The organism is Flavivirga eckloniae (assembly GCF_002886045.1).
GTDB classification, from domain to species: Bacteria; Bacteroidota; Bacteroidia; order Flavobacteriales; family Flavobacteriaceae; genus Flavivirga; species Flavivirga eckloniae.
In genome coordinates, this window is sequence record NZ_CP025791.1 from 1,407,310 (window position 1) to 1,432,007 (window position 24,698).

General features: G+C 34.1%; 20 protein-coding genes, 5 tRNA genes and 1 pseudogene. 3 read left to right on the top strand and 23 right to left on the bottom strand.

The annotated features are described in order from the left end of the window. Positions 1-18: 18 nt before the first annotated feature. From rpoC to C1H87_RS05870, 16 genes are all read right to left on the bottom strand, one after another. Positions 19-4,320, bottom strand: a complete 4,302-nt coding sequence (rpoC, locus tag C1H87_RS05795) for a DNA-directed RNA polymerase subunit beta' (RefSeq protein WP_102754912.1) — start codon at positions 4,318-4,320, stop codon at positions 19-21. Positions 4,321-4,394: 74 nt separating this feature from the next. Continuing rightward, complete coding sequence (rpoB, locus tag C1H87_RS05800) at positions 4,395-8,207, bottom strand: DNA-directed RNA polymerase subunit beta (protein ID WP_102754913.1); 3,813 nt, start codon at positions 8,205-8,207, stop codon at positions 4,395-4,397. A gap of 130 nt (positions 8,208-8,337) precedes the next feature. Beyond that, positions 8,338-8,715, bottom strand: a complete 378-nt coding sequence (rplL, locus tag C1H87_RS05805) for a 50S ribosomal protein L7/L12 (protein ID WP_102754914.1) — start codon at positions 8,713-8,715, stop codon at positions 8,338-8,340. A 64-nt stretch (positions 8,716-8,779) separates the two neighbouring features. Next, positions 8,780-9,301, bottom strand: a complete 522-nt coding sequence (rplJ, locus tag C1H87_RS05810; RefSeq protein ID WP_102754915.1) for a 50S ribosomal protein L10 — start codon at positions 9,299-9,301, stop codon at positions 8,780-8,782. A 20-nt stretch (positions 9,302-9,321) separates the two neighbouring features. Beyond that, entirely contained in the window at positions 9,322-10,011 is a 690-nt protein-coding gene (gene rplA / locus C1H87_RS05815) for a 50S ribosomal protein L1 (RefSeq protein ID WP_102754916.1), read from the bottom strand. 20 nt (positions 10,012-10,031) lie between these two features. After that, positions 10,032-10,469: a 50S ribosomal protein L11 gene (rplK, locus tag C1H87_RS05820; RefSeq protein WP_102754917.1), complete on the bottom strand. Its 438-nt coding sequence runs from the start codon at positions 10,467-10,469 to the stop codon at positions 10,032-10,034. 77 nt (positions 10,470-10,546) lie between these two features. Then, positions 10,547-11,101, bottom strand: coding sequence for a transcription termination/antitermination protein NusG (nusG, locus tag C1H87_RS05825; RefSeq protein WP_102754918.1), 555 nt, complete (start codon positions 11,099-11,101; stop codon positions 10,547-10,549). 19 nt (positions 11,102-11,120) lie between these two features. Beyond that, the gene (gene secE / locus C1H87_RS05830; RefSeq protein ID WP_102754919.1) at positions 11,121-11,315 is read right to left on the bottom strand and encodes a preprotein translocase subunit SecE; all 195 of its coding nucleotides are present in this window, start codon (positions 11,313-11,315) and stop codon (positions 11,121-11,123) included. Between the two features lie 209 nt (positions 11,316-11,524). Next, positions 11,525-11,597, bottom strand: a tRNA-Trp gene (locus C1H87_RS05835). 60 nt (positions 11,598-11,657) lie between these two features. Continuing rightward, positions 11,658-12,845, bottom strand: a complete 1,188-nt coding sequence (gene tuf / locus C1H87_RS05840; protein WP_102754920.1) for an elongation factor Tu — start codon at positions 12,843-12,845, stop codon at positions 11,658-11,660. 71 nt (positions 12,846-12,916) lie between these two features. Then, positions 12,917-12,988: transfer RNA gene (locus C1H87_RS05845), tRNA-Thr, on the bottom strand. Between the two features lie 140 nt (positions 12,989-13,128). Then, positions 13,129-13,201 (bottom strand) — tRNA-Gly (locus C1H87_RS05850). 42 nt (positions 13,202-13,243) lie between these two features. Then, positions 13,244-13,325: transfer RNA gene (locus C1H87_RS05855), tRNA-Tyr, on the bottom strand. A 320-nt stretch (positions 13,326-13,645) separates the two neighbouring features. Beyond that, positions 13,646-13,719 (bottom strand) — tRNA-Thr (locus C1H87_RS05860). 101 nt (positions 13,720-13,820) lie between these two features. After that, positions 13,821-14,123, bottom strand: coding sequence for a ribosome hibernation-promoting factor, HPF/YfiA family (gene hpf, locus C1H87_RS05865; RefSeq protein ID WP_102754921.1), 303 nt, complete (start codon positions 14,121-14,123; stop codon positions 13,821-13,823). A gap of 34 nt (positions 14,124-14,157) precedes the next feature. After that, complete coding sequence (locus C1H87_RS05870) at positions 14,158-15,048, bottom strand: tyrosine-type recombinase/integrase (protein ID WP_102754922.1); 891 nt, start codon at positions 15,046-15,048, stop codon at positions 14,158-14,160. Between the two features lie 494 nt (positions 15,049-15,542). On the opposite strand from C1H87_RS05870, the gene C1H87_RS05875 reads away from it, so the two are divergent. The 3 genes and pseudogenes from C1H87_RS05875 to C1H87_RS23725 all read left to right on the top strand — a co-directional run bounded on the left by C1H87_RS05875 (position 15,543) and on the right by C1H87_RS23725 (position 17,140). Continuing rightward, complete coding sequence (locus C1H87_RS05875) at positions 15,543-15,857, top strand: hypothetical protein (RefSeq protein WP_102754923.1); 315 nt, start codon at positions 15,543-15,545, stop codon at positions 15,855-15,857. Between the two features lie 401 nt (positions 15,858-16,258). After that, positions 16,259-16,345, top strand: a pseudogene (locus C1H87_RS23720) (thrombospondin type 3 repeat-containing protein); the annotation flags it as partial. A gap of 276 nt (positions 16,346-16,621) precedes the next feature. Continuing rightward, positions 16,622-17,140 (top strand): T9SS type A sorting domain-containing protein, encoded by a 519-nt coding sequence (locus C1H87_RS23725; RefSeq protein ID WP_394337962.1) that lies wholly within the window; start codon positions 16,622-16,624, stop codon positions 17,138-17,140. A gap of 161 nt (positions 17,141-17,301) precedes the next feature. Here the strand turns inward: C1H87_RS23725 and rpsU are convergent, their stop codons facing one another. The 7 genes from rpsU to C1H87_RS05915 form a co-directional block, all read right to left on the bottom strand. Beyond that, positions 17,302-17,496 (bottom strand): 30S ribosomal protein S21, encoded by a 195-nt coding sequence (rpsU, locus tag C1H87_RS05885; protein WP_102754924.1) that lies wholly within the window; start codon positions 17,494-17,496, stop codon positions 17,302-17,304. Between the two features lie 82 nt (positions 17,497-17,578). Then, on the bottom strand, positions 17,579-18,985 hold the full coding sequence (locus C1H87_RS05890) for an alpha-amylase (RefSeq protein WP_102754925.1): 1,407 nt from the start codon (positions 18,983-18,985) through the stop codon (positions 17,579-17,581). Between the two features lie 288 nt (positions 18,986-19,273). After that, positions 19,274-20,443 carry an acyl-CoA dehydrogenase family protein gene (locus tag C1H87_RS05895; protein ID WP_102754926.1) on the bottom strand — a complete coding sequence of 390 codons (1,170 nt, stop codon included), beginning with the start codon at positions 20,441-20,443 and terminating at the stop codon, positions 19,274-19,276. 181 nt (positions 20,444-20,624) lie between these two features. Then, a complete protein-coding gene (locus C1H87_RS05900; protein WP_102754927.1) occupies positions 20,625-21,503 on the bottom strand; it encodes a ComEA family DNA-binding protein in 879 nt (292 codons plus the stop codon). 9 nt (positions 21,504-21,512) lie between these two features. Continuing rightward, positions 21,513-23,114, bottom strand: a complete 1,602-nt coding sequence (locus C1H87_RS05905; protein WP_102754928.1) for an alanine/glycine:cation symporter family protein — start codon at positions 23,112-23,114, stop codon at positions 21,513-21,515. Positions 23,115-23,222: 108 nt separating this feature from the next. Further along, complete coding sequence (locus tag C1H87_RS05910) at positions 23,223-24,263, bottom strand: potassium channel family protein (RefSeq protein ID WP_102754929.1); 1,041 nt, start codon at positions 24,261-24,263, stop codon at positions 23,223-23,225. A gap of 90 nt (positions 24,264-24,353) precedes the next feature. Beyond that, positions 24,354-24,581, bottom strand: a complete 228-nt coding sequence (locus tag C1H87_RS05915) for a PspC domain-containing protein (RefSeq protein ID WP_102754930.1) — start codon at positions 24,579-24,581, stop codon at positions 24,354-24,356. Positions 24,582-24,698: the final 117 nt, after the last annotated feature.

The following is a 24,698-nucleotide window of genomic DNA, read 5'->3' on the forward strand; positions in this document are numbered from 1 at the left end:
CCTTCGCAGGAATGATAATTAATTATAATTTAATTCTTGTTTTACTTGCATCATTTCGTCAAACTCTTCTTTAGAACCTACAATGATATCAGAGTAATTTCGCATACCTGTACCTGCTGGAATTCTATGTCCAACAATTACATTTTCTTTCAATCCTTCTAAATTATCAACTTTACCTGCTACAGCAGCTTCGTTAAGAACTTTAGTTGTTTCCTGGAACGATGCCGCAGAAATAAATGACTTCGTTTGAAGTGATGCTCTCGTAATACCTTGTAGTATTGGAGTAGCTGTTGCTGGTTTAGCATCTCTAGCTTCAACTAATTTCTTATCTTCTCTTCGTAAAATTGAATTTTCATCTCTTAACTCACGAGGCGAAATAATTTGTCCCGCTTTAAGATTAGTCGAATCTCCTGAGTCTTCAATTACTTTCATTCCGAAAATATCATCATTTTCTTTAATGAAATCTGCTTTATGAGCTAATTGATCTTCTAAGAAGATAGTATCACCAGAATCGATAATTCGTACTTTACGCATCATTTGTCTTACTACAACTTCAAAGTGCTTATCGTTAATCTTCACACCTTGTAAGCGGTATACTTCCTGTACTTCATTTACTAAGTATTGTTGAACGGCTGATGGTCCTTTAATATTCAAGATATCGTTTGGAGTAATAGAACCGTCTGAAAGTGGCATACCTGCTTTTACATAATCATTTTCCTGAACTAGGATTTGATTAGATAATTTAACAAGATACTTTTTAATCTCTCCTAATTTAGATTCTACAATAATCTCACGATTACCTCTCTTTATTTTACCGAAAGAAACAACACCATCAATTTCACTTACTACAGCTGGGTTAGAAGGGTTACGTGCTTCGAATAACTCTGTTACACGAGGCAGACCTCCCGTAATATCACCCGCTTTAGCAGATTTACGAGGTATTTTAACTAAAACCTTTCCAACTTTAATTTTCTCCCCATCATCAATCATTAAGTGGGCACCTACTGGTAAGTTGTACGAACGTATTGTTCCTCCTTTAGCATCTTCAATATGAAGTGTTGGAATAAGTTTCTTATTTCTAGATTCTGAAATTACTTTTTCCTGGAAACCTGTTTGTTCATCAATCTCAACTTGATAAGTAACACCTTGTTCTATGTTTTCATATTTTACTTTACCAGCAAATTCTGAAATAATAACTCCGTTATATGGATCCCAAGAACATACTACATCTCCTTTACTTAATTCCTGACCGTTTTTAACATAAATGTACGATCCGTAAGGAATATTATTTGTACTTAAAACAATACCTGTTTTCTTATCTGTAAGCTTAAGTTCTGATGTTCTTGAAATAACAATATCAACTTCATTTCCTTCTCCATCTTCACCTTTAACTGTCTTTAAGTCTTCTATTTCAGCTAAACCATCAAATTTAACAGCTAGTTTATTATCTTCAGAAATGTTACCAGCAATACCTCCTACGTGGAATGTACGAAGTGTTAACTGCGTTCCTGGTTCTCCAATAGACTGTGCTGCAACAACACCAACGGCTTCTCCTCGCTGTACCATTTTACCGGTAGCTAGATTACGACCGTAACATTTAGCACAGATTCCTTGTAAGGCCTCGCATGTTAATGCTGAACGTACTTCTAAGCTTTCAATTGGAGATGCTTCAATAGCTTTCGCTATATCATCTTCTATTAACTGACCAGATGACACTAACAACTCTTGAGTTAATGGATCGTAAACATCATTTAAAGCCACACGTCCAACGATTCTTTCTTCAAGTGTTTCTACAACTTCATCGTTTTTCTTTAATGGCTCAACTTCTACACCTCTTAATGTACCACAATCTTCTGTGTTTATAATTACATCTTGAGATACATCAACTAAACGACGTGTTAAGTAACCTGCATCTGCTGTTTTAAGAGCGGTATCTGCAAGACCTTTACGTGCACCATGCGTAGAGATAAAGTATTCTAAAATTGAAAGTCCTTCTTTAAAGTTAGAAAGAATTGGATTTTCAATAATCTCTCCACCTCCTGCATTAGATTTTTTAGGTTTTGCCATTAATCCACGCATACCTGTAAGCTGACGAATCTGTTCTTTAGATCCACGAGCTCCAGAATCAAGCATCATAAACACCGAGTTAAATCCTTGCTGATCTTCTCTAATACGTTTCATTGACAATTCTGTCAATTCAGCATTTGTTGAAGTCCATATATCAATAACCTGGTTATAACGTTCGTTGTTGGTAATAAGTCCCATGTTATAGTTACCCATAATACCATCAACTAAACCATTAGCTTTATCGATCATTCCTTGTTTTTCCGGTGGAATAATGATATCACCTAAACTAAATGATAATCCCCCTTGGAATGCAAACTGGAATCCTAATGTTCTAATAGCGTCTAAGAAATCAGCTGTTTCTGGAACAGAAGTTACTTTAAGAATTTTTCCAATAATATCTCTTAAAGATTTCTTAGTCAATACTTCATTGATATAACCTGCTGCCTGTGGCACATTTTGGTTAAATAACACACGACCTACAGTAGTCTCTACAATAGTTGGTGCTAATTTACCATCTTCATTAATATCAATGGTTCTTACTTTTATACCTGCATTTAGGTCTACGCGTTTCTCGTTAAAAGCAATTACAACTTCTTCTGATGAGTAGAATGTTAAACCTTCTCCTTTAATTGGTACTTCTGGAGTAGACTTACGTAACTTGGTCATGTAGTATAAACCAAGTACCATATCCTGAGAAGGTACTGTTACCGGTGATCCGTTAGCTGGATTCAAGATATTATGAGATGCCAACATTAATAATTGACATTCTAAAATAGCTTCTGGTCCTAATGGTAAGTGTACCGCCATTTGATCCCCATCGAAATCCGCATTAAATGCAGTACATACTAATGGGTGTAGTTGGATTGCTTTACCCTCAATTAATTTTGGTTGGAACGCTTGTATACCTAATCTATGTAAAGTAGGCGCACGGTTTAGTAATACTGGATGTCCTTTAAGAACATTTTCCAGAATATCCCAAACCACAGGCTCTCTTTTGTCTATAATTTTCTTAGCTGATTTTACAGTCTTAACAATACCTCTTTCTATTAGTTTTCTAATTACAAAAGGCTTGTAAAGCTCTGCAGCCATATTTTTTGGCAAACCACATTCGAATAATTTCAATTCTGGTCCTACAACAATTACCGAACGCGCTGAGTAATCAACACGTTTACCAAGTAAATTTTGACGGAAACGTCCTTGTTTACCTTTTAACGAATCTGATAGTGATTTAAGTGGTCTGTTTGAATCTGTTTTTACAGCAGAAGACTTACGTGTATTATCGAATAATGAATCTACAGATTCCTGTAGCATACGCTTTTCGTTACGTAATATTACTTCTGGAGCTTTTATCTCAACTAATCTTTTTAGACGGTTGTTACGGATAATAACTCTTCTGTATAGATCATTTAAATCTGATGTTGCAAAACGACCTCCATCTAACGGCACTAACGGACGTAATTCTGGCGGAATAATTGGAATCACTTTCATAATCATCCATTCTGGACGATTTTCTCTATTTTGATTTGATTCACGTAATGATTCTACAACTTGTAAACGTTTTAAAGCTTCAGTTTTACGTTGTTTAGACGTTTCTGTATTTGCTTTATGACGTAATTCGTATGATAATGATTCTAAATCAATTCTAGCTAACAATTCAATAAGACATTCTGCTCCCATTTTAGCAAGAAACTTATTAGGGTCTGTATCGTCTAAATATTGATTGTCCTGAGGAAGTTCTTCAAGAATATTTAAATACTCCTCCTCTGTTAAGAAGTCCATTTTTTGTAATGGTTCGCCTTCTTCATTTTTGGCATTACCAGGCTGAATTACTACGTAACGCTCGTAGTAAATAATCATATCTAATTTCTTAGATGGTAAACCTAATAAATAACCTATTTTATTTGGTAACGAACGGAAATACCAGATGTGAGCTACAGGAACAACTAAGTTAATATGCCCTACTCTGTCTCTACGTACTTTCTTTTCTGTTACTTCTACACCACAACGATCGCAAACGATTCCTTTGTAGCGAATTCTTTTATATTTACCACAAGCACATTCGTAATCCTTTACAGGACCAAAAATACGCTCACAGAACAAACCATCTCGTTCTGGTTTGTGAGTTCGATAATTGATAGTTTCTGGTTTTAAAACTTCACCTCTAGATTCCGCCAAAATAGATTCTGGTGATGCTAAACCAATTGAGATTTTATTAAACCTCTTTACCGTATTCTTATCTTGTTTTCTCGCCATTTCTTTTATAGTATTCAGTGTTCAGTGTTCAGTGCGCAGTGCCTACTGCTGACTGATTACTGCTAACTATTTTATTATTCCTCTAATCTAATATCTAATCCTAATCCTTTCAATTCGTGCATAAGTACGTTGAAAGATTCAGGTAGTCCCGGATCTGGCATCGGTTCTCCTTTAACAATACTTTCGTATGTCTTTGCTCTACCAATTACATCATCAGATTTTACTGTTAAGATTTCACGTAGTGTACTTGATGCTCCATAAGCTTCAAGTGCCCAAACTTCCATCTCTCCAAAACGCTGACCACCAAACTGTGCTTTACCACCTAATGGTTGTTGTGTAATTAATGAGTAAGGTCCTATAGAACGTGCGTGCATCTTATCATCTACCATGTGTCCTAGTTTCAACATGTAAATCACACCAACTGTTGCTGGTTGATCGAAACGCTGACCTGTTCCACCATCATATAAATAAGTATGCCCATATCTTGGAATTCCAGCTTCATCTGTAAATCCATTAATTTGATCTATAGTTGCTCCGTCAAAAATAGGAGTCGCATATTTACGATCTAATTTTTGTCCTGCCCATCCTAATACTGTTTCGTATATCTGACCAATATTCATACGAGATGGTACACCAAGTGGATTTAATACAATATCAACAGGTGTTCCGTCCTCTAAGAAAGGCATATCTTCCTGACGAACGATTCTAGCAACAATACCTTTGTTACCGTGACGTCCCGCCATTTTATCTCCTACTTTAAGCTTACGTTTTTTAGCAATGTAAACTTTTGCTAATTTGATGATTCCTGCTGGTAATTCATCACCTACAGAAATTGTAAACTTCTCACGTCTTAAAGAACCTTGTAAATCGTTTTCTTTAATCTTATAGTTGTGAATTAAATCGGCTACAAGTTGGTTAGTATGCTCATCTGTTGTCCATTTACCTGATACTAAATGTGCATAATCATCAACAGCATTTAACATTTTAAGTGTGAATTTTTTACCTTTTGGCAATACTTCTTCACCTAAATCATTGTAAATACCTTGAGCTGTTTTACCATTTACGATAGTGAAAAGTTTTTCGATTAACACATTCTTTAAATCATCAAACTTAGCATCGTAAATACCTTCTAATTGTAAGATATCATCTTTATCTTGTGCTCTCTTACGCTTATCTTTTACGGCTCTTGCAAATAATTTCTTTTCAATTACAACACCATTTAAAGATGGTGATGCTTTTAAAGAGGCATCTTTTACATCGCCTGCTTTATCACCAAAGATTGCACGTAATAATTTTTCTTCCGGAGTAGGATCAGATTCACCTTTTGGAGTAATCTTTCCTATAAGAATATCACCAGGTTTTACTTCAGCACCTACGCGAATCATTCCGTTTTCATCTAAATCTTTAGTAGCTTCTTCAGAAACGTTAGGGATATCGTTTGTTAGCTCTTCGTTACCTAATTTGGTATCTCTAACTTCTAACGAATATTCATCAATATGAATAGATGTAAAGATATCTTCTCTTACTACTTTTTCTGAAATTACAATCGCATCCTCAAAGTTATATCCTTTCCAAGGCATGAAAGCTACTTTCATGTTTCTACCTAATGCTAACTCGCCTTTTTGAGTAGCATAACCTTCACATAAAACCTGACCTTTAGTTACAATATCACCTTTGGTTACAATTGGTTTTAGGTTGATAGATGTTCCTTGATTCGTTTTTCTGAACTTAACTAATTGATATACTTTAACGTCGCTATCAAAGCTTACTTTAGCCTCGTCTTCTGTACGATCGTATTTAATTTTTATTTCGTTTGCATCAACATATAGTACTTCTCCTTTTCCTTCGGCATTGATTAATACACGAGAATCTGAAGCTACTTGACGCTCTAATCCTGTTCCTACAATTGGAGCTTGTGGTAATAATAATGGTACTGCTTGACGCATCATATTAGATCCCATCAACGCTCTATTCGCATCATCATGCTCTAAGAAAGGAATTAAAGATGCCGAAATTGACGATATTTGGTTTGGTGCTACATCTGTATAGTTTACAGAAGTTGGCTCTATTACCGGGAAGTCCCCCTCCATACGAGCAATTACCTTGTCGTGTAATATTTTACCGCTATCATCAACTTCTACTGTTGCTTGTGCAATTAGTTTTTCTTCTTCTTCTTCGGCACTTAAATATGTTGGCTTATTTTCTATGTCAACAACACCATCTGTTACTTTTCTATACGGTGTTTCAATGAATCCCATTGAATTCACTTTTGCATATACAGAAAGTGATGAAATTAAACCAATATTTGGTCCCTCTGGTGTTTCAATAGGACATAAACGTCCGTAGTGCGTATAGTGTACATCACGTACCTCGAAACCTGCTCTTTCACGCGATAAACCTCCTGGTCCTAATGCAGATAAACGACGTTTGTGAGTGATCTCTGCTAATGGATTTGTTTGATCCATAAACTGAGATAACTGGTTTGTACCAAAGAACGAATTAATTACAGACGATAAAGTCTTAGCGTTAATCAAATCTATTGGTGTAAACACCTCGTTATCACGAACGTTCATACGCTCACGAATCGTACGTGCCATACGTGCTAAACCAACACCAAATTGTTGTGATAATTGCTCACCTACTGTACGTACACGACGGTTAGATAAGTGATCAATATCATCAATCTCTGCTTTAGAGTTGATAAGCTCGATTAAATATTTTATAATGGTAATGATATCTTCTTTGGTAAGCACTTGCTTATCCATTCCAATATCAAGACCTAATTTTTTGTTCATTCTATAACGACCTACTTCTCCTAAAGAGTAACGTTGGTCTGAGAAGAATAATTTATCAATGATACCACGCGCTGTTTCCTCATCTGGCGGCTCAGCGTTACGTAATTGTCTGTAGATATGCTCTACAGCTTCTTTTTCTGAGTTTGTTGGATCTTTTTGAAGCGTATTGTGAATAATGGCGTAATCACCTTGTTCTGCACTTTCTTTATGTAAAAGAATTGTTTTTACATCTGCTTCAATAATTTCCTCTACATTCTCTTTATCTAAAATAGTATCACGATCAAGTACTATTTCGTTACGCTCAATAGATACTACTTCCCCTGTATCTTCATCAACAAAATCCTCATGCCATGTGTTTAATACACGTGCTGCTAATTTTCTTCCTAAATATTTCTTTAATCCAGATTTAGATACTTTTACTTCTTCAGCAAGATCAAAAATCTCTAAGATATCCTTATCACGCTCAAAACCTATTGCTCTAAATAATGTTGTAACAGGTAACTTTTTCTTTCTATCGATGTAAGCATACATTACCTGATTAATATCTGTAGCAAATTCAATCCAAGATCCTTTAAAAGGAATTACCCTAGCTGAATATAGTTTTGTTCCATTTGCATGGAAAGATTGACCAAAAAATACTCCTGGTGAACGATGTAATTGAGAAACTACGACACGTTCAGCACCGTTGATACAAAAAGTACCACTTGGTGTCATGTAAGGTATTGTTCCTAAGTACACATCTTGAACAATGGTCTCGAAATCCTCATGTTCAGGGTCTGTACAGTATAACTTTAACCTTGCTTTTAGCGGAACGCTGTAAGTAAGTCCTCGTTCAATACACTCATCAATAGCATATCTTGGTGGATCTACGAAGTAATCTAAAAATTCTAAAACAAATTGATTACGAGAATCTGTAATAGGGAAGTTCTCCATGAAGGTGTTATAAAGACCTTCATCACCTCTTTCTTCAGATTTTGTTTCTAGTTGGAAAAAATCCTGGAAGGATTTAATCTGAATATCCAAGAAATCCGGATATTCTGTTCTATTTACAATAGACGAGAAATTTAATCTTTCAGCTTGTGTTGATAACATCAATGGACGGAATTATGATTAAAAAATAATAGTTATTGGCGTATGTAATTGTTATATACGCAAAATGGTTTAGGTCTTGTTACGCTTTTGCGTAACAGACCTAAACCTTTATGTTTTTGAGTTGGTAAGCTTACTTAAGCTCAACCTCAGCTCCTGCTTCTTCTAAAGATGCTTTTAAAGCTTCTGCTTCGTCTTTAGCTACACCTTCTTTGATTGGGCTTGGCGCTTCGTCTACTAATCCTTTAGCTTCTTTTAATCCTAAACCAGTTAATTCTTTAACTAATTTTACAACTGCTAATTTAGAACCACCAGCTGCTTTTAAGATTACATCAAACTCAGTTTTTTCTTCAGCAGCGTCTCCACCACCAGCAGCAGGACCAGCAACAGCAACTGCAGCAGCAGCAGCAGGCTCGATACCATACTCATCTTTTAATATAGTAGCTAACTCATTTACTTCTTTTACTGTTAGGTTAACTAATTGTTCTGCGAAATCTTTTAAATCTGCCATTTTTCTATCGTTTTAATAATTTTTTAATAATAATATAATTGTAATAAGTGCGTACTGCTTAATACTATCCTTCTTTTTCAGATAGTGTTTTAATAATACCAGCAAGTGTTCCTCCACCCGATTTAAGTGCAGAGATAACATTTTTAGCAGGAGATTGTAATAATGTAACAATTTCTCCAATCAACTCATCCTTAGACTTGATATCTACTAATGCGTCTAATTGCTCATCGCCAATATAAACAGCTTCCTCAATAAATGCGCCTTTTAATAAAGGTTTATCTGATTTTTTACGGAAGTTCTTAATTAGCTTTGCTGGTGCATTACCTGTTTCAGAATACATCACAGATGTATTCCCTTTTAAAACTGAAGGAAGCTCACCAAATTCTTTATCTGACGCTTCCATAGCTTTTTCAAGCAATGTATTTTTAACGACTGCCATTTTTACGTTGGCTTTAAAACAAGCACGACGTAAATCTGAGGTTGACCCTGCGTTTAATCCTGAAATATCTGTTAAATAAATATTTGAACAGTTAGCTAATTCTGCAGTTAATTCCTCAATTACTTGTGATTTTTCTTCTCTTGTCATAATAAAAGTATTTTAACTGATTAACCAATTTTAGGATCAATTGCAACACTAGGACTCATGGTGCTAGACATAAATATGCTTTTCACATAAGTACCTTTTGCAGTTGTTGGTTTCAATTTCATTAATGTCTGTAATAATTCATTTGCATTACCTGCAATTTTATCAGCACTAAATGAAGCTTTCCCTATAGCAGCGTGTACAATACCGGTTTTATCAACTTTAAAGTCAATTTTACCAGCTTTTACTTCTGTTACAGCTTTAGCAACATCCATAGTTACTGTACCTGTTTTAGGGTTAGGCATTAAACCTCTTGGACCTAATACACGTCCTAAAGGACCTAATTTCCCCATAACACTTGGCATAGTAATAATTACGTCTACGTCTGTCCAACCACCTTTAATTTTATCAAGGTACTCGTCTAAACCAACGTAATCTGCACCAGCTTCTTTAGCTTCTGCTTCTTTATCTGGTGTTACCAATGCTAATACTTTCATATCTTTACCAGTACCGTGTGGAAGTGATACAACACCTCTTACCATTTGGTTTGCTTTTCTAGGATCTACTCCTAAACGCACAGCCAAATCTACAGATGCATCAAACTTAGTATTAGTAATTTCTTTTATTAATGCTGATGCTTCATCAACAGAATAAAGTTTTCCTTTTTCTATTTTCGCTGCAGCCTCTTTTTGCTTTTTTGTTAATCTTGCCATTTCTAATGTCTTTTAAAAGATTAATTAGGAAATTTTCCTGTAACGGTTATTCCCATAGATCTTGCTGTACCAGCAACCATTTTCATAGCAGACTCTATAGTAAATGCATTTAAATCTACCATTTTGTCTTCTGCAATAGTTTTAATCTGATCCCAAGAAACTTTAGCTACTTTCTTTCGGTTTGGTTCTCCTGAACCTTTCTTCACCTTGGCCGCTTCTAATAATTGTACTGCAGCTGGAGGAGTTTTAATTACAAAGTCAAATGACTTGTCTTTGTAAACAGATATAACAACCGGTAATACTTTACCAGGCTTATCCTGTGTTCTAGCATTAAATTGCTTACAGAACTCCATGATGTTAACTCCAGCAGCACCTAAAGCGGGTCCAACCGGTGGCGATGGATTCGCAGCACCTCCCCGAACTTGTAACTTAACTACTTTACCTAATTCTTTTGCCATTTTTAATAATTTAGTTAGATACGATTCTTATAGTTTGGAAGCAAAAGAACGTATCTTCATATATAGTGTAACAATTATTATACTTTTTCAACTTGCATATAACTTAGCTCCAATGGTGTTTTTCTTCCAAAAATCTTAACCATTACTTCTAGTTTACGCTTTTCTTCATTTATCTTCTCAATAGTACCATCAAATCCATTAAATGGTCCGTCGATAACTTTTACTGTTTCTCCTTTAGTAAAAGGTATAGCAACATTTGCTGTTTCTTCTACAGATAACTCATCGACTTTACCTAGCATTCTGTTTACTTCAGACTGTCTAAGCGGTACTGGATCGCCTCCTTTAGTTTCTCCTAAAAACCCAATTACATTAGTAACCGAACGTATTATATGAGGCACTTCTCCTGTTAAATTAGCTTGGACCATAATATACCCTGGAAAAAACACTTTTTCTTTGTGTATTTTTTTTCCATTTCTAATTTGAATCACACGCTCTGTAGGAACTAATACTTGATCGACATAATCTTGAAGACCTAACCGAGCTATTTCATTCTCGATATAAGTTTTAATCTTATTCTCCTGACCACTTACAGCTCTTACTACGTACCACTTTTTTTCGCTTACTTCTGACATAAATTCAACAATTAATCTATTAATTAATTAACTGAAAATAATAACTAACAACTTTGCTAAATACTGTATCTACTCCCCAAATTGCTAAGGAGAATAAAATTGAAAATACAGCAACCAAAACTGTTAAGCTTTGTGCTTCTGCCCATGATGGCCAACTTACATTGTTCTTAAGTTCTCCGAATGATTCTTTTACGTAATTTACAATTCCAGCCATTTGTTATTTTTTTGAACGGATTAAATCCCTCTGTTCTTAAAGTTTTTTAACCTGACCACCTTGCCTTGTAGTGATTAAGTAAAAAACTATCCTCATTATTTTTATCTAAAAAAGCCAATTATAAATATTAGCTTCTTTTAAGCATGGGTTGAGAGACTCTCTTCGACTACGCTTTGCATAAACTTCTTTGCTCACAATCCTTTGCTTCGCACGGGTTGAGAGACTCGAACTCCCGACACCTGGTTTTGGAGACCAGTGCTCTACCAACTGAGCTAAACCCGTAAATATAAGTCAAGGTATTCCGAAAACGGAATACCTTAGCTTATTATGTATTCAACTGTATTAGTCTAAAATTTCAGTTACCTGACCAGCTCCTACTGTTCTACCACCCTCACGGATTGCGAAACGTAAACCTACGTTCAATGCAATTGGTTGGATTAATTCAACAGTAATAGTTAAGTTATCTCCAGGCATAACCATTTCAACTCCATCAGGAAGCGCAATGTTTCCAGTTACGTCAGTTGTACGTACGTAGAACTGTGGACGGTAGTTATTATGGAATGGAGTATGACGTCCACCTTCTTCTTTTTTAAGGATATAAACCTCAGCTTTGAAGTTTTTATGTGGTGTTACAGAACCTGGCTTACAGATTACCATACCTCTTGAGATTTGAGTTTTCTCAATACCTCTTAATAAGATACCAGCGTTATCTCCAGCTTCTCCTCTATCTAGGATTTGACGGAACATTTCAATACCTGTAATAGTAGATGTTAATTTCTCAGCACCCATACCAATAATCTCTACAGGATCACCAGTGTTAGCAATACCAGTTTCGATACGACCTGTTGCAACAGTTCCACGACCAGTAATTGAGAATACATCCTCGATTGGCATTAAGAAATCTTTATCAACTTCTCTTAATGGCTCTTCAATCCAAGAATCACAAGCTTTCATTAATTCTAATACTGTATCTACCCATTTTTGCTCTCCATTTAAAGCACCTAAAGCAGAACCTGAAATTACAGGACCATTATCTCCATCATATTCATAGAAGTTTAATAAATCTCTAACTTCCATATCTACTAACTCTAAAAGCTCCTCATCGTCAACCATATCTACTTTGTTTAAGAAAACAACGATACGAGGAATTCCTACTTGACGACCTAATAAGATGTGCTCACGAGTTTGTGGCATAGGACCATCTGTAGCAGCTACAACTAATATTGCACCATCCATTTGAGCAGCACCTGTTACCATGTTCTTTACGTAATCCGCGTGACCTGGACAGTCAACGTGAGCATAGTGACGATTCTCTGTTTGATATTCTACGTGAGATGTATTAATTGTAATACCTCTTTCTTTCTCTTCTGGAGCATTATCAATTTGATCGAAATCTCTTGCTTCTGATAAACCTGCATCAGCTAATACTTTAGTAATAGCAGCAGTTAAAGTTGTTTTACCGTGATCTACGTGTCCAATTGTACCAATATTTAAGTGTGGTTTTGAACGATCGAAAGTTGCCTTTGCCATGTTTTTTAAATAATTTAATCTTAGTTATATAATAATATTAGTGTATTCTAATTCTTTAGCTATTAAAATAGAGCCAATGACGGGAATTGAACCCGTGACCTCTTCCTTACCAAGGAAACGCTCTACCCCTGAGCTACACCGGCGTAAAGTTTTTATTTCCTATTCTTTTTAAATACATCTTAATATTTACAAACATTAAGACAATTCTCAAAAGAAGAGATTCCTGCCTCCGCAGGAATTTTGAGCGAGAGATCACGCTTTTGGCGTGACAACATTCGCTTAGAGCGAGAGACCGGGTTCGAACCGGCGACATTCAGCTTGGAAGGCTGACGCTCTACCAACTGAGCTACTCTCGCAATTGTTTAATTTTAGAGTTTTGAATTCTAAAATTGTTGGTGTGGGGAGAGCAGGATTCGAACCTGCGAAGACATAGTCAGCAGATTTACAGTCTGCCCTCGTTGGCCGCTTGAGTATCTCCCCAATTAAACTTATTTCATTTTTTAAAAGAACTTCCTTCAAACAGATATTAATTTTCTATCTGAAGATTCCTGCCTCCGCAGAAACTTAAAGAGCCGATGGAGGGACTCCCTTCGACTGCGCTCAGGATAAACTTCTCGTCCCTATTAACCTTTGTTTCAAAAACAAAACTCCAGTTAATTACCTGATACGTTTTTCAAAATTTCAAGAGCCGATGGAGGGACTCCCTTCGACTACGCTCAGGGTAAACTTCTCGCCCCTACTAACCTTTGTCTAAAAACAAACTCCAGTTAATTACCTGATACGTCTTTCAAAATTTCAAGAGCCGATGGAGGGACTCGAACCCACGACCTGCTGATTACAAATCAGCTGCTCTAGCCAGCTGAGCTACATCGGCGTTTTTTATACTTTTCACGCATAAAAAAAGTCCGCTATTTCTAACGGACTGCAAATGTATAGATTTATTTTTTTAATCAAAACATTTTTTAAAAATTTTTACTATAAATGTGGTCTTAACTTTTCTTTTCTCTTTTTTAGCTGTCTTTCTAACGACGATACAGCTATATCTGCGCCTTCTTCAAAGCTTTTACATTGTTTCTTTACTATAAAACTATCTCCTGGAACACTTACCCGCGCTTCGAATATTTTATTTTCTTTTTCGCTGGTATTTTCAACTTTCAAATAAACATCTGATTGAATCACTTTATCATAAAACATATCTAATTTATCCATACGCTTTTGAATAAAATCTATTAACTTTTGGTCAGCATTAAAATTCACCGATTGCGTGTTTACTTTCATCCTTTTGGTTTTTGGTTAATAATTGTTCACTATACTATTTTTTACTTCTAGGGTGTGCTTTTATATGCACCTTTTTTAATTCTGCTATACTATTATGTGTATAAACTTGTGTAGCAGCTAAGCTTGAATGTCCTAAAAGCTCTTTAACAGCATTTAAATCAGCACCTTGGTTTAACATATGGGTTGCAAAAGAATGGCGCAAAATATGCGGACTCTTTTTCACCTTTGTTGATGCCTCACTAAAATAGTCATTTATTATTCTGTAAACAAGTGTTTCATAAATTTTAACCCCCTTTTTCGTTAAAAGGAGATGATCAGTATCTATAATACGTTCTAAATTATTTCTTGAAATCAAATACTTACTTATTGTTTCAATTACAGAACCTAATAATGGAATAATACGCTCCTTGTTCCTTTTACCCAAAACCTTCAATGCTTTGCTATCTAAATCTATAGATGACCGTTTCAACTCAACCAGTTCTATCCTTCTAATCCCTGTTGAATAGAATAGTTCTATAATTAATTTATTACGAATACTTTCAAAGTCATCGTCAAAATTTAAATCATCCAAAACTGTGGTCATTTCCAATTCTGAAAAAGGCACTTGAATCTTTTTACTCATTTTTAAAGCTTTATGCTTTGATAATGGGTTCAGATTTATATCTCCTGTTTTTAAAAGAAACTTAAAATATGTATTTAATGCAGATACCTTCCTATTGATACTTCTATTCGACAAATTTTTTTCTACCATATTAACAATCCAACTTCTTATTTGCGAATAGTTTACTCCTTTTATACTATCCATATCGTATTCTTCCTTTATAAATTCTGAAAAAGTTTCCAAATCTTTTTGGTAGGCATTAACCGTTAAAGCTGAATAATTCTTTTCGAGTAATAAATAGTCTATGAATGGTTTTAATGGCATCTTGATATGACTTGCTTGTATTAAGCTAAAAGTACAAAGTTTTAATTAATTACATAGCCTTATAATTTTTTAAAAAATGAATTACCTGTTAAACAATTACTAACGTGTATTCTATATTAATAACTTCCCTATAGCACGTATTGAAATAACATTTAAAGCAACTTCTTAAATATATGAAGGAGACTAAAGAACAGGAATATGGTTAATTCAACTTTGTTGTGGTAAGAATACAGTGCTACAGATAGATTCTTCTTTGTAAAAATTTCTCTTTAACTATAGATGTGATGAGCATTAAAATTGCATCCATTATTACTGATTTTTTCAGACATACTTTCTTATATGTTAAATAAGGTTTTTCATTATAAATTATAATGAAAAACCTTAGCGAATTATCAAGTATATCCTGTAACTTTATATTAAATAAAATTCTTACTTTTTTATAAGAACTAATCCCCAAAACTATTATTAAACCTTAAACCACAAAACATGTTATTATGAAATACCTAAAACTTTATGTTACTATACTATTTATAACAATTACAAGTATTATAGATGCACAAACTGTAACCATATCTGATATGACTTACATAAGCGGAACTCCTATCCCCATTGGAAATACGATAGAAATAGAAACAAATGGTAATGAAGTAAGTCAAGGAATAAATTTATGGACAAACTCAAGGGAGTTAACTTCAAGAATTTGGATTGATAATCAAAAAAAGACGTTTCATTTAAGCAAAGGAGACAACCCTGTAAATGGGATTACAAATAGAATAATGCTTTTTGTTAACTATAAAAACATATTATAATGAAATATTTAAAATATTTAATAATTACTGGTATCTCATTATTATACAGTAATAATATTGATGCGAATAGTATCACTTTTACTCCAACAACTCAATCTGTATCTGTTAATTCTGGTGTAGAAACTGAAGTAACAATTCAATTAAATGGCTATGGAAATGCGTCCGGTGCTAGTAGTTGGTTTATCAATACATATCAAATTCCAGATAATGGGTATCTTAACCATAGTCCTGGAACAGGTGCTATATATGTTGGTGATGTGAAAACTGTAACTTTTCGATTTAAAAGAACGGTATCTGCCACTACAACTACAAATTATATTTTTAAGCAAGAATGGTATGACGAATCTAATAATTATCATACTGGTTTTTTATATATCAATGTTACTTATACTAATAGTGACCCTGACACAGATGGTGATGGTATTCCTGACTCACAAGATAATTGCCCCAATGAAGTAGGACCAGCATCTAATAATGGTTGCCCTGAAAACATTTGTGCTTTAAATGATGTAAAAAGTTTTGGCCCTATTTATGAATCTTCAACGAAGATAGGTTTTGATTGGGATAATTTACAAGGAAATAATGGCTATGTTTTTGAATACAAACCCCTTTCAGCTTCTTCTTGGAGTAGTGTTATTTTACCTGTAAACACAACAAATTATTTTGCTTCAAATTTACAACCTGAAACGAGTTATAGATTCAGAATTGCAGCAAAATGTGTTAACGGAAGTAAAGGACCTTGGAATAATGGGTATGATATTTTTGTGTATACAACATATCCTAATTGTCCTGAAAATTACACAGTACCAGCTTCTCAACAACATCCAGGAGGTAGAACTTATATAATCAACGCAATCAATACTATTAATTTTTATGGATCTCTATATACTAATGCTATTGTAGAATGTTATGCTGGTAATTCAATTATTCTTGGAAATGGTTTTCGTACAAGTGGAGGTGAATTTATAGGTAAAATTCAAGAATGTTCTTCTTCGAGTAATAAAACAGTGGGAACTTTTCAAAGAATTAATGATGAAATAGAAAATATCATAAAACTCTACCCTAACCCTACATCAAGCATCATAAATATTTCAAGTACAGAGAACATAGCGTCTTGGGTATTAGGCAATAATTTTGGCACCATTTATATTAAAGAAAACGCAAAATATCAAGATGTAAGATCATTCTCTTTAAACTTAAGTGATTATCCAACGGGCATGTATATTCTTAAAACGACACTTAAAAACGGAGAGGTCATTTCAAAAAAAATTATTAAAGAATAAAATTGATATATGCACTTTTAAGCAAACCACCTGAAAACATCTATTTTCAGGTGGTTTTTGTTTATAAACTATTATTGCAATGTTTCCTTTAAAGCCCTATATAAATAGGGAGCAAAAAAAAATCCCGCTTATAGCGGGATTTTAATATTATTTAGTACAACTTATATATCTTCTGCATCTCTTAATCCTTGGATGTACTGAGCTTTTTGAATCTGGGCTCTACGTAAAACAGAAGGCTTGTTAAACTGCTTACGAACTTGTAACTGACGCTTAGTTCCAGTTTTATCAAACTTTCTTTTAAAACGCTTTAGCGCTCTATCTATATTTTCTCCTTCTTTAATTGGTATTATTAACATAGTGTCTTAACCTCCTCTCTTTTAGATTTTCAGGATGCAAATATAAATTTAAATCAAGAATTAACAACTAATTTTTTAATTTTTATTTTGGTGCCCAAACGGTGTAACTCTTTGGAGGCACTTGAATTTTCACCCAGTTTCCCGATTGCGTCATTGGCTGCCATCCAGAATGTCCGGTATAATCTTTTATAACTGTGTTAGACCAATTCGTTTCTACCCAACGTTCTTGCCAAGAATCCGCATTATTTATGTATACCACTAATCCTGCATTATTATGCCCATTCCTTTTAGCGACATATTCATTATCGTCAGTATACAATATACTGGTGCTTCCTCCTGCCAAATTATTATGAATCCATATTAAGTTATTAAGACGCTCTTTATCTAACCATTCTTCATAATCTCTATAAAAAATAGTAGGATAGCCTTCATGTGTGAGTATATATGCATAAGCCAACATTTTTCCATTAAAGATCTCGTCGGTATCATGATTAGCAACAAAGGTTACTGCTTTTGTACCGTTGCGTTTCCATAGCATATCTTCATTTAATTTGTTTAAATTATTCCCTTCAAAAGCATCTCTCATTTTATAATAACATGCAAAATCGAAAGCACTCACTTCTGCTTGTCCTGTCCACCAATCTAATGTCGCTGCATTACCATCCCAATATTCTCCTACAGCAAATCCTCCAACTTCATTTTTCCAGTCTTTTACAACCCATGGTTCGAAGCCTTTTACATAATCGAATCTCCAACCGTCAAACCCCATTACGTTTTTATAATACTTTGCTACAGATTCGGAATTTTTCCACAATTCGTTTTGCACTCTAACCTGATGATGGCATAAATCTGGAAATCCACCAAAAATTCCAGAATCACTTCCATGATTATGATTAGGGTGGAAATCATTATAGTCTCTGTTAAATTTCCCTGATAGAGGCGTAAATTTAGTCCAATTACTTTGTCCATTAACTGGATTTACTTCATTCTGCCCTCCACTATTGTGATTAATCACAATATCTGCAATAACACTTAACTGGGCATTATGGGCAGAAGTAATTAGCGATGTTAACTCGTCTTCAGATCCAAAGCGTGTTTCCACACTCCCCATTTGGTTATATTTACCAAAATCAAAATAATCAAATGGGTCATACCCCATAGAAAAAGGTCCGTTTTGCGCTTTAGCTACGGGTGGTAACCAGATCGCATCTATACCTGCATTGCTCCAATTTTGTACTTTTCCACTCAGTGTGTTCCACCAATTTCCGCCAGCTGGCACGTCCCAGTAAAAGGCTTGCATCATAACACCGGAACCTATCTGTTTTAAATTACTAGCTTTTGTTGCTTTAGATGGTGCAGATTTTATGAGTTCTGCATTAGGAGATCGTTCATTGGATGATTGATCATCCAATAGTCTTTCTTTTGAACAGCCAATAAGCAATAAGCATATTGGCAAAATCAATTTTAATCGTTTTAGAAGAATTTTCATGATATTTAGGTTTAAATTTCCTTCAAATTATAAATTAAACACCTAACCTAAAAATCACAATTAACACGAAAACGTTTTCGTGTTTATAACTTTATTAAATAATTTTATCCTGTAAGATTAATGAAGTAAAAAACTAACTTACAAACACATAGCTGATTTAACTAAATAATACAACAGCTAGCGTTTTGCAACAGTAGATATTCTAACTTGTACCAAGTTACCCCTTCTTTCCTATGACTATTTTGATGATAATCGTTTTGATTTTCATCAAAAATCCAAGAGGTTCGTTTAGTCACATACAGGTTTATATTCTTTCTTATCAATAATTATTTTAGCAATAATTTCCCTAAGAATCTCTGATGTACCACCTCCTATAGGTCCTAGCCTACTGTCTCTTAAAAGTCTAGCCATCGGGTAGTCTTCCATATAACCATAACCACCTAGAAACTGAAGACATTGATATATAACATCGTCTGCCATTTTTGTAGACTTCAACTTTGACATCGATGCTTCTTTTACTACATACTCGCCTTTATTCAATCTATATGTAACCGCGTAATTAAAAGTTTTACAGATTTCCATATCGGTATATAAATCTGAAATATTATGCCTTAGAGCTTGAAATGAATCTATAGATTTTCCAAAAGCCTGACGTTCGGACATGTATTGTAAAGCATAGTCGAGGGCATATTCGGCACGCGCATGTGCATTTACCCCCATTATTAAACGCTCCAAAGAAAAGTGCTGTAATATATAGCCAAACCCTTTGTTTTCTTCTCCCATTAAATTTGCAACGGGTACTTTAACATTATTGAATGCTATCTCTCCGGTATCTGATGCTCTCCAACCTAACTTATCCAGTTTGGTTGCCGAAACCCCCTCTACTTCTCTATCTATAACAAAAATGCTAATACCTTTATTTCCTAATTCGGGATTCGTTTTTGCAGCCACAACCAAATAGTCACTGTAAACGCCATTAGTAATAAACGTTTTGGATCCGTTAATAATATAATGGTCGCCTTCTTTTACAGCTGTTGTCCGTATGCCTGCCACATCACTACCTCCAAAAGGTTCTGTAATACATAAACATCCTATTTTATCGCCAGAAATACTCGGTGCTAAATACTTTTCCTTAATGGCTTCATCACCTTCCGCATTTAAATGTGTCATGGCCAAATAAGCATGAGCCCAAATCGCAGCAGCAAAACCGCCTGAGTTTATTTTTTGAAGTTCTTCCAAAAGTATAACCGTGTAAAACAAATCTAAATTCATTCCACCATAAGCTTCTGGATAGTTAATTCCAAAAAAGCCCATGTCTCCAAACTTTTTCCAAATAAATCTATCTATAGTTCCTGTTTTTTCCCACTTTTCTATATTAGGAACTACTTCTTTCTTTAAAAAATCTTGAAGACTTTTTCTAAAAAGGTTATGTTCTTCTGTGAAGTACATACTATTCATTTATTTAAATTTATTATTTTTTTATCTGTTAGGAGGTTATATAAAAAGTCTCTACTACTTTATCTATCTTATTGATATTGAGTTTACTTTTTAGCGACCTACCTCATTATTTACGAATTAGCTTCTTCCCCTAACCAAGTTAATTTTAGGCGTATATTTATTTCGTAAATACTAATGTTTTTTAATCGAGGGACAAATATAATTTAATTATATTGATTTTATTTACTGGAAAGTCCTTTACTTTTGTTAATTCATCAAGAGATTTATATCCTTCTCTTAATTTACGTTGTTCTACTATATTATAGGCTAAATCATAATCTATGTGCTGAACATTTACTAAACTTTCTATTGTTGCTTTATTTATGTTTATTTTTTGAACCTGTCTTGGAGTTTTTACGGTGAAATTCTTTGTTAGTTGATCAATTAGTTCTGAAGTTAAACCATATACATCCCGAAGTTGTACATCGTCAATAAAGCCTCCAACAAATTTATTTCTAAATCTTATAATACGTTTAGATAGCACTTTTCCAATACCATTTATGGTTTGTAATTGCTCTGCCGTTGCTTTGTTTAAATCCTGCTTCTCCTCAAAGGTTTTTGCAATATTTTTACGATTAAAAACTGGTGCTCGTTTTCTTTTTGGGTTAGTAACCCATTCTGGAAATTTAAAATATGGAGATATTCGGCTTAAAATTGAATCTGATACTTTAGTAACTTCTTGAAATTGCTTTGCTGAAACAATCCAATTATTTTGCTTTCTGAAAGCTAGCAGCCTGTCAATTTCTATATTAGACATTCCTAAAGCTGCTCCTTTAAAGTCTGTAATATAGTTTGGGTTGAATGGGTATACTTTAGGTTTGCTTTTTTCTAACTGTACCAATCTAAGCGAATCTATTTCCTTATTGAATCTTTCGAGTTCTTCTTTATTTACCAAAATAGCTTCTGGCGAAAAATCTGCAAAAAAATAAACACATTGCAATCCTAAAATGAGTAGGATTAATAAAAAAATCCCATTTCGCTGTTCTTTAGTAAACGTGAAATGGGATTTGAAATTTTGCATATAATGCTATTATGCTTTTGCTGCTTTTATAGCATCCAAATATCTTTTCAACTGCTTTTTAACTACTGGGAATAAGAAGAACAATCCTATCATATTAGGGAATATCATTGCAAAAATCATAGCATCAGAGAATTGCCAGATAGATCCCATACTTGCTGCTGCTCCAATAACAACAAACATTAAGAATAAAACCTTATAAGCTAAATCTGCTACTTTACCTCTACCAAATAAAAACTTCCAAGATTGTAAGCCATAATAAGACCATGAAATCATTGTTGAAACTGCAAATAACACAACGGCAACTGTTAAAAACACATTAGAATATGGTATGTATTGTGCAAATGCTTTTGAAGTAATTCCTGCTCCTTCATAAGAAACACCATCAATTATAACTGCTCCCAGACCGTCTCCTCCGTATTGAAACTCACCTCCAAAATTAAATATAATAATAACTAAAGCTGTCATTGTACAAATAACAACTGTATCAATAAAAGGTTCTAATAAAGCTACTAAACCTTCAGATGCCGAATAATTTGTTTTTACTGCAGAATGCGCAATGGAAGCAGAACCTGCACCTGCCTCATTTGAAAAGGCTGCACGTTTAAATCCTACTAGCAATACACCTATAATACTACCAACTCCAATTGCTGTAGGGTTAAAAGCTTCTTTAAATATTAAACCTATAGCATCATCGACTAATGAAAAATTGCTAAAAATTATATATAAACAAGCTAGTAAATAGAAAACTGCCATAAAAGGCACTACTTTTTCTGTAACTGAGGCTATTCTTTTAATCCCCCCTATAATAATAATACCTACTAAAACAGCTAATATAACCCCTATCCAAAAACCTGCGCCTGTATTATCTAATCCTAATAAATCTTTTAAAACTATGGTTGCTTGATTTGATTGTGCTGCATTACCACCTCCAAAAGATCCTCCGATGCAAAAAATTGCAAAAAGCACTGCGGCAATTTTCCCTAGCATAGCAAACCCTTTTTCTTTTAAACCTTTACTAATGTAATACATAGGCCCTCCGTAAACCGTTCCATCTTCTCCAACATCTCTATATTGAACCCCTAACGTACATTCAACAAATTTTGAAGACATTCCTAATAACCCACAAACAATCATCCAAAATGTTGCCCCAGGACCTCCTAAAGCAATTGCCAAGGCAACCCCTGCTATATTACCGTTACCTACTGTACCGGAAACAGCTGTTGCTAGAGCTTGGAAGTGACTCACTTCTCCTTCTTGACTTTCGTCTCTTATGGTATCTCGTATATCACCATCAATAGTCATTGGAGTGTCTGCTGCTTCATGTCCTCCTTCAATTTCGTCGTATTTACCTCTTACTGTATTAATAGCTTTTCCAAAATATTTAATATTTGGAAAACCAAAATATATAGTAAAAAACAATGCACTGAATACAAGTAGAATCAGTACAAACGGAACACCAAAAACAGGGAAGAAAATAATATTAAAAACTGCATCAGAAAAAGGCTTAAATCCCTCATCTATTCGTTGATCCAGTCCTTTTTCGACTGCTTCTTGTGCAAATGTTATAAATGGTAGAATTAATGTAAATATTGAAAGAAGATATTTCTTCATAAGAAAACTTTATTAATTAATTTTTATTGAAAATTCGTACTAAAAGCTAGCAAGATGCTAAAAAAAAATGATTTTTTAAAACAATGCTTGTTAAAATCGTAAATTTCGCTAATCTATATTGTATGCAGAATTTAAGGCTTCTATTTGTTCGGGTCTACCCAAAACAATAATCTTGGAATTTGTAGCTAATTCTAGTTCTGCCTCAGGGTTTACTAGATACTCATCGTTTTCGTCTTTATAACCAATAACGGTACAACCAGTCTTTCTACGAAGGTCTAAATCTTTAATCGTTCTTGCTTCTTTTGTATTTGAAGTAAATAACTTTTCTACAGCAACTTCTTCTATGTTTATATTCGATTTCCCTACTATAGACAGGTTATCAACAAACTCCATTAAACCAGGAATTACAACTAAGGACGCCATATGATCGCCCCCTATTTTATCTGGCAATATAACATTGTTGGCTCCTGCTAACTTCAATTTATCGTACGATGTTTCTAAAGATGCCCTACTTATTATGTTTATAGCCTTATTTAATTGTCTGGTTGAAAGTACAACAAACAAATTATCGGCATCATTAGGCAAAGCTGAGATTAAACAGGATGCTCTATCGACTCCTGCTTGCATGAGTGTTTCATCTTCATTGGCATTACCAATTACATAAGGCACCTCATCCATTTGAAGACGGTCTTCCATTTCTTTATCTTTTTCAATAACTACAAAATGCTTTTTATAAGCCGAAAGTTTTCTAGCTGCCTGTTTTCCATTTCTGCCATAACCACAAATAACGATATGACCTTTAAAACTATCTATCTTTTTTTGCATCTTCTTATATATTAATTCATCGATATTATTCTTACTCAAAATATACTCCGTTATTATTGAGAGCGCATACCCTACAATAACCACACTTCCTAATATTAAAAATATTGTAAAAACTTTAGATTGCTCATCTAATGGCACCACTTCGCCATACCCGACAGTTGTCATGGTAATAACCGTCATGTATAACGCATCAACCCATGAGTAACCAGATATTACTTTATAACCAGTAACACCAATAGATACAATGATTACGAGTAGTAATACTGCTGTATATATTTTGGTTTTAAAAAACTTTATAAGTGGATTCTTTATAAGCGGATTCATCTGGTAGCTTTTATTTTTTTGATGGACAGATGTAATTCATATAATAGTATTAACAACAGCTTAATAATCTTGTTTTATTCATCCTGTAAATTATAAATCGAAAACAGATGACCGTTTGGTATAGACTAAATCTTTAATACGCATCCAAAAAGCTAAGAACAAATACAGTGCAAAGCCAAAGCCAACAGTTACAAACGTTACATACATAAACGATGTTCTTACTACCTTAGCTCTAATACCAAATCTTTCGGCTATACGCTGACAAACATAATAACCATGTTTTTGAAAAAACAGTAATGGTTTATAGATACTTTTCATACCGCAATTTAAATATAAAATTTAATATTTTAGATTTCAACTGAAGTTTATCTTGAACCTTTCAATTTCGTTAAAGACAAACTAAAACGGACATTATTGAACGGAAGGTTTTAATTG

Bases quoted from the DNA above. Each gene is read 5' to 3' on its own strand.
- rpoC (WP_102754912.1), bottom strand. From the start codon at position 4,320: ATGGCGAGAAAACAAGATAAGAATACGGTAAAGAGGTTTAATAAAATC.
- rpoB (WP_102754913.1), bottom strand. From the start codon at position 8,207: ATGTTATCAACACAAGCTGAAAGATTAAATTTCTCGTCTATTGTAAAT.
- rplL (WP_102754914.1), bottom strand. From the start codon at position 8,715: ATGGCAGATTTAAAAGATTTCGCAGAACAATTAGTTAACCTAACAGTA.
- rplJ (WP_102754915.1), bottom strand. From the start codon at position 9,301: ATGACAAGAGAAGAAAAATCACAAGTAATTGAGGAATTAACTGCAGAA.
- rplA (WP_102754916.1), bottom strand. From the start codon at position 10,011: ATGGCAAGATTAACAAAAAAGCAAAAAGAGGCTGCAGCGAAAATAGAA.
- rplK (WP_102754917.1), bottom strand. From the start codon at position 10,469: ATGGCAAAAGAATTAGGTAAAGTAGTTAAGTTACAAGTTCGGGGAGGT.
- nusG (WP_102754918.1), bottom strand. From the start codon at position 11,101: ATGTCAGAAGTAAGCGAAAAAAAGTGGTACGTAGTAAGAGCTGTAAGT.
- secE (WP_102754919.1), bottom strand. From the start codon at position 11,315: ATGGCTGGAATTGTAAATTACGTAAAAGAATCATTCGGAGAACTTAAG.
- tuf (WP_102754920.1), bottom strand. From the start codon at position 12,845: ATGGCAAAGGCAACTTTCGATCGTTCAAAACCACACTTAAATATTGGT.
- hpf (WP_102754921.1), bottom strand. From the start codon at position 14,123: ATGAAAGTAAACACGCAATCGGTGAATTTTAATGCTGACCAAAAGTTA.
- C1H87_RS05870 (WP_102754922.1), bottom strand. From the start codon at position 15,048: ATGCCATTAAAACCATTCATAGACTATTTATTACTCGAAAAGAATTAT.
- C1H87_RS05875 (WP_102754923.1), top strand. From the start codon at position 15,543: ATGAAATACCTAAAACTTTATGTTACTATACTATTTATAACAATTACA.
- rpsU (WP_102754924.1), bottom strand. From the start codon at position 17,496: ATGTTAATAATACCAATTAAAGAAGGAGAAAATATAGATAGAGCGCTA.
- C1H87_RS05890 (WP_102754925.1), bottom strand. From the start codon at position 18,985: ATGAAAATTCTTCTAAAACGATTAAAATTGATTTTGCCAATATGCTTA.
- C1H87_RS05895 (WP_102754926.1), bottom strand. From the start codon at position 20,443: ATGAATAGTATGTACTTCACAGAAGAACATAACCTTTTTAGAAAAAGT.
- C1H87_RS05900 (WP_102754927.1), bottom strand. From the start codon at position 21,503: ATGCAAAATTTCAAATCCCATTTCACGTTTACTAAAGAACAGCGAAAT.
- C1H87_RS05905 (WP_102754928.1), bottom strand. From the start codon at position 23,114: ATGAAGAAATATCTTCTTTCAATATTTACATTAATTCTACCATTTATA.
- C1H87_RS05910 (WP_102754929.1), bottom strand. From the start codon at position 24,263: ATGAATCCGCTTATAAAGAATCCACTTATAAAGTTTTTTAAAACCAAA.
- C1H87_RS05915 (WP_102754930.1), bottom strand. From the start codon at position 24,581: ATGAAAAGTATCTATAAACCATTACTGTTTTTTCAAAAACATGGTTAT.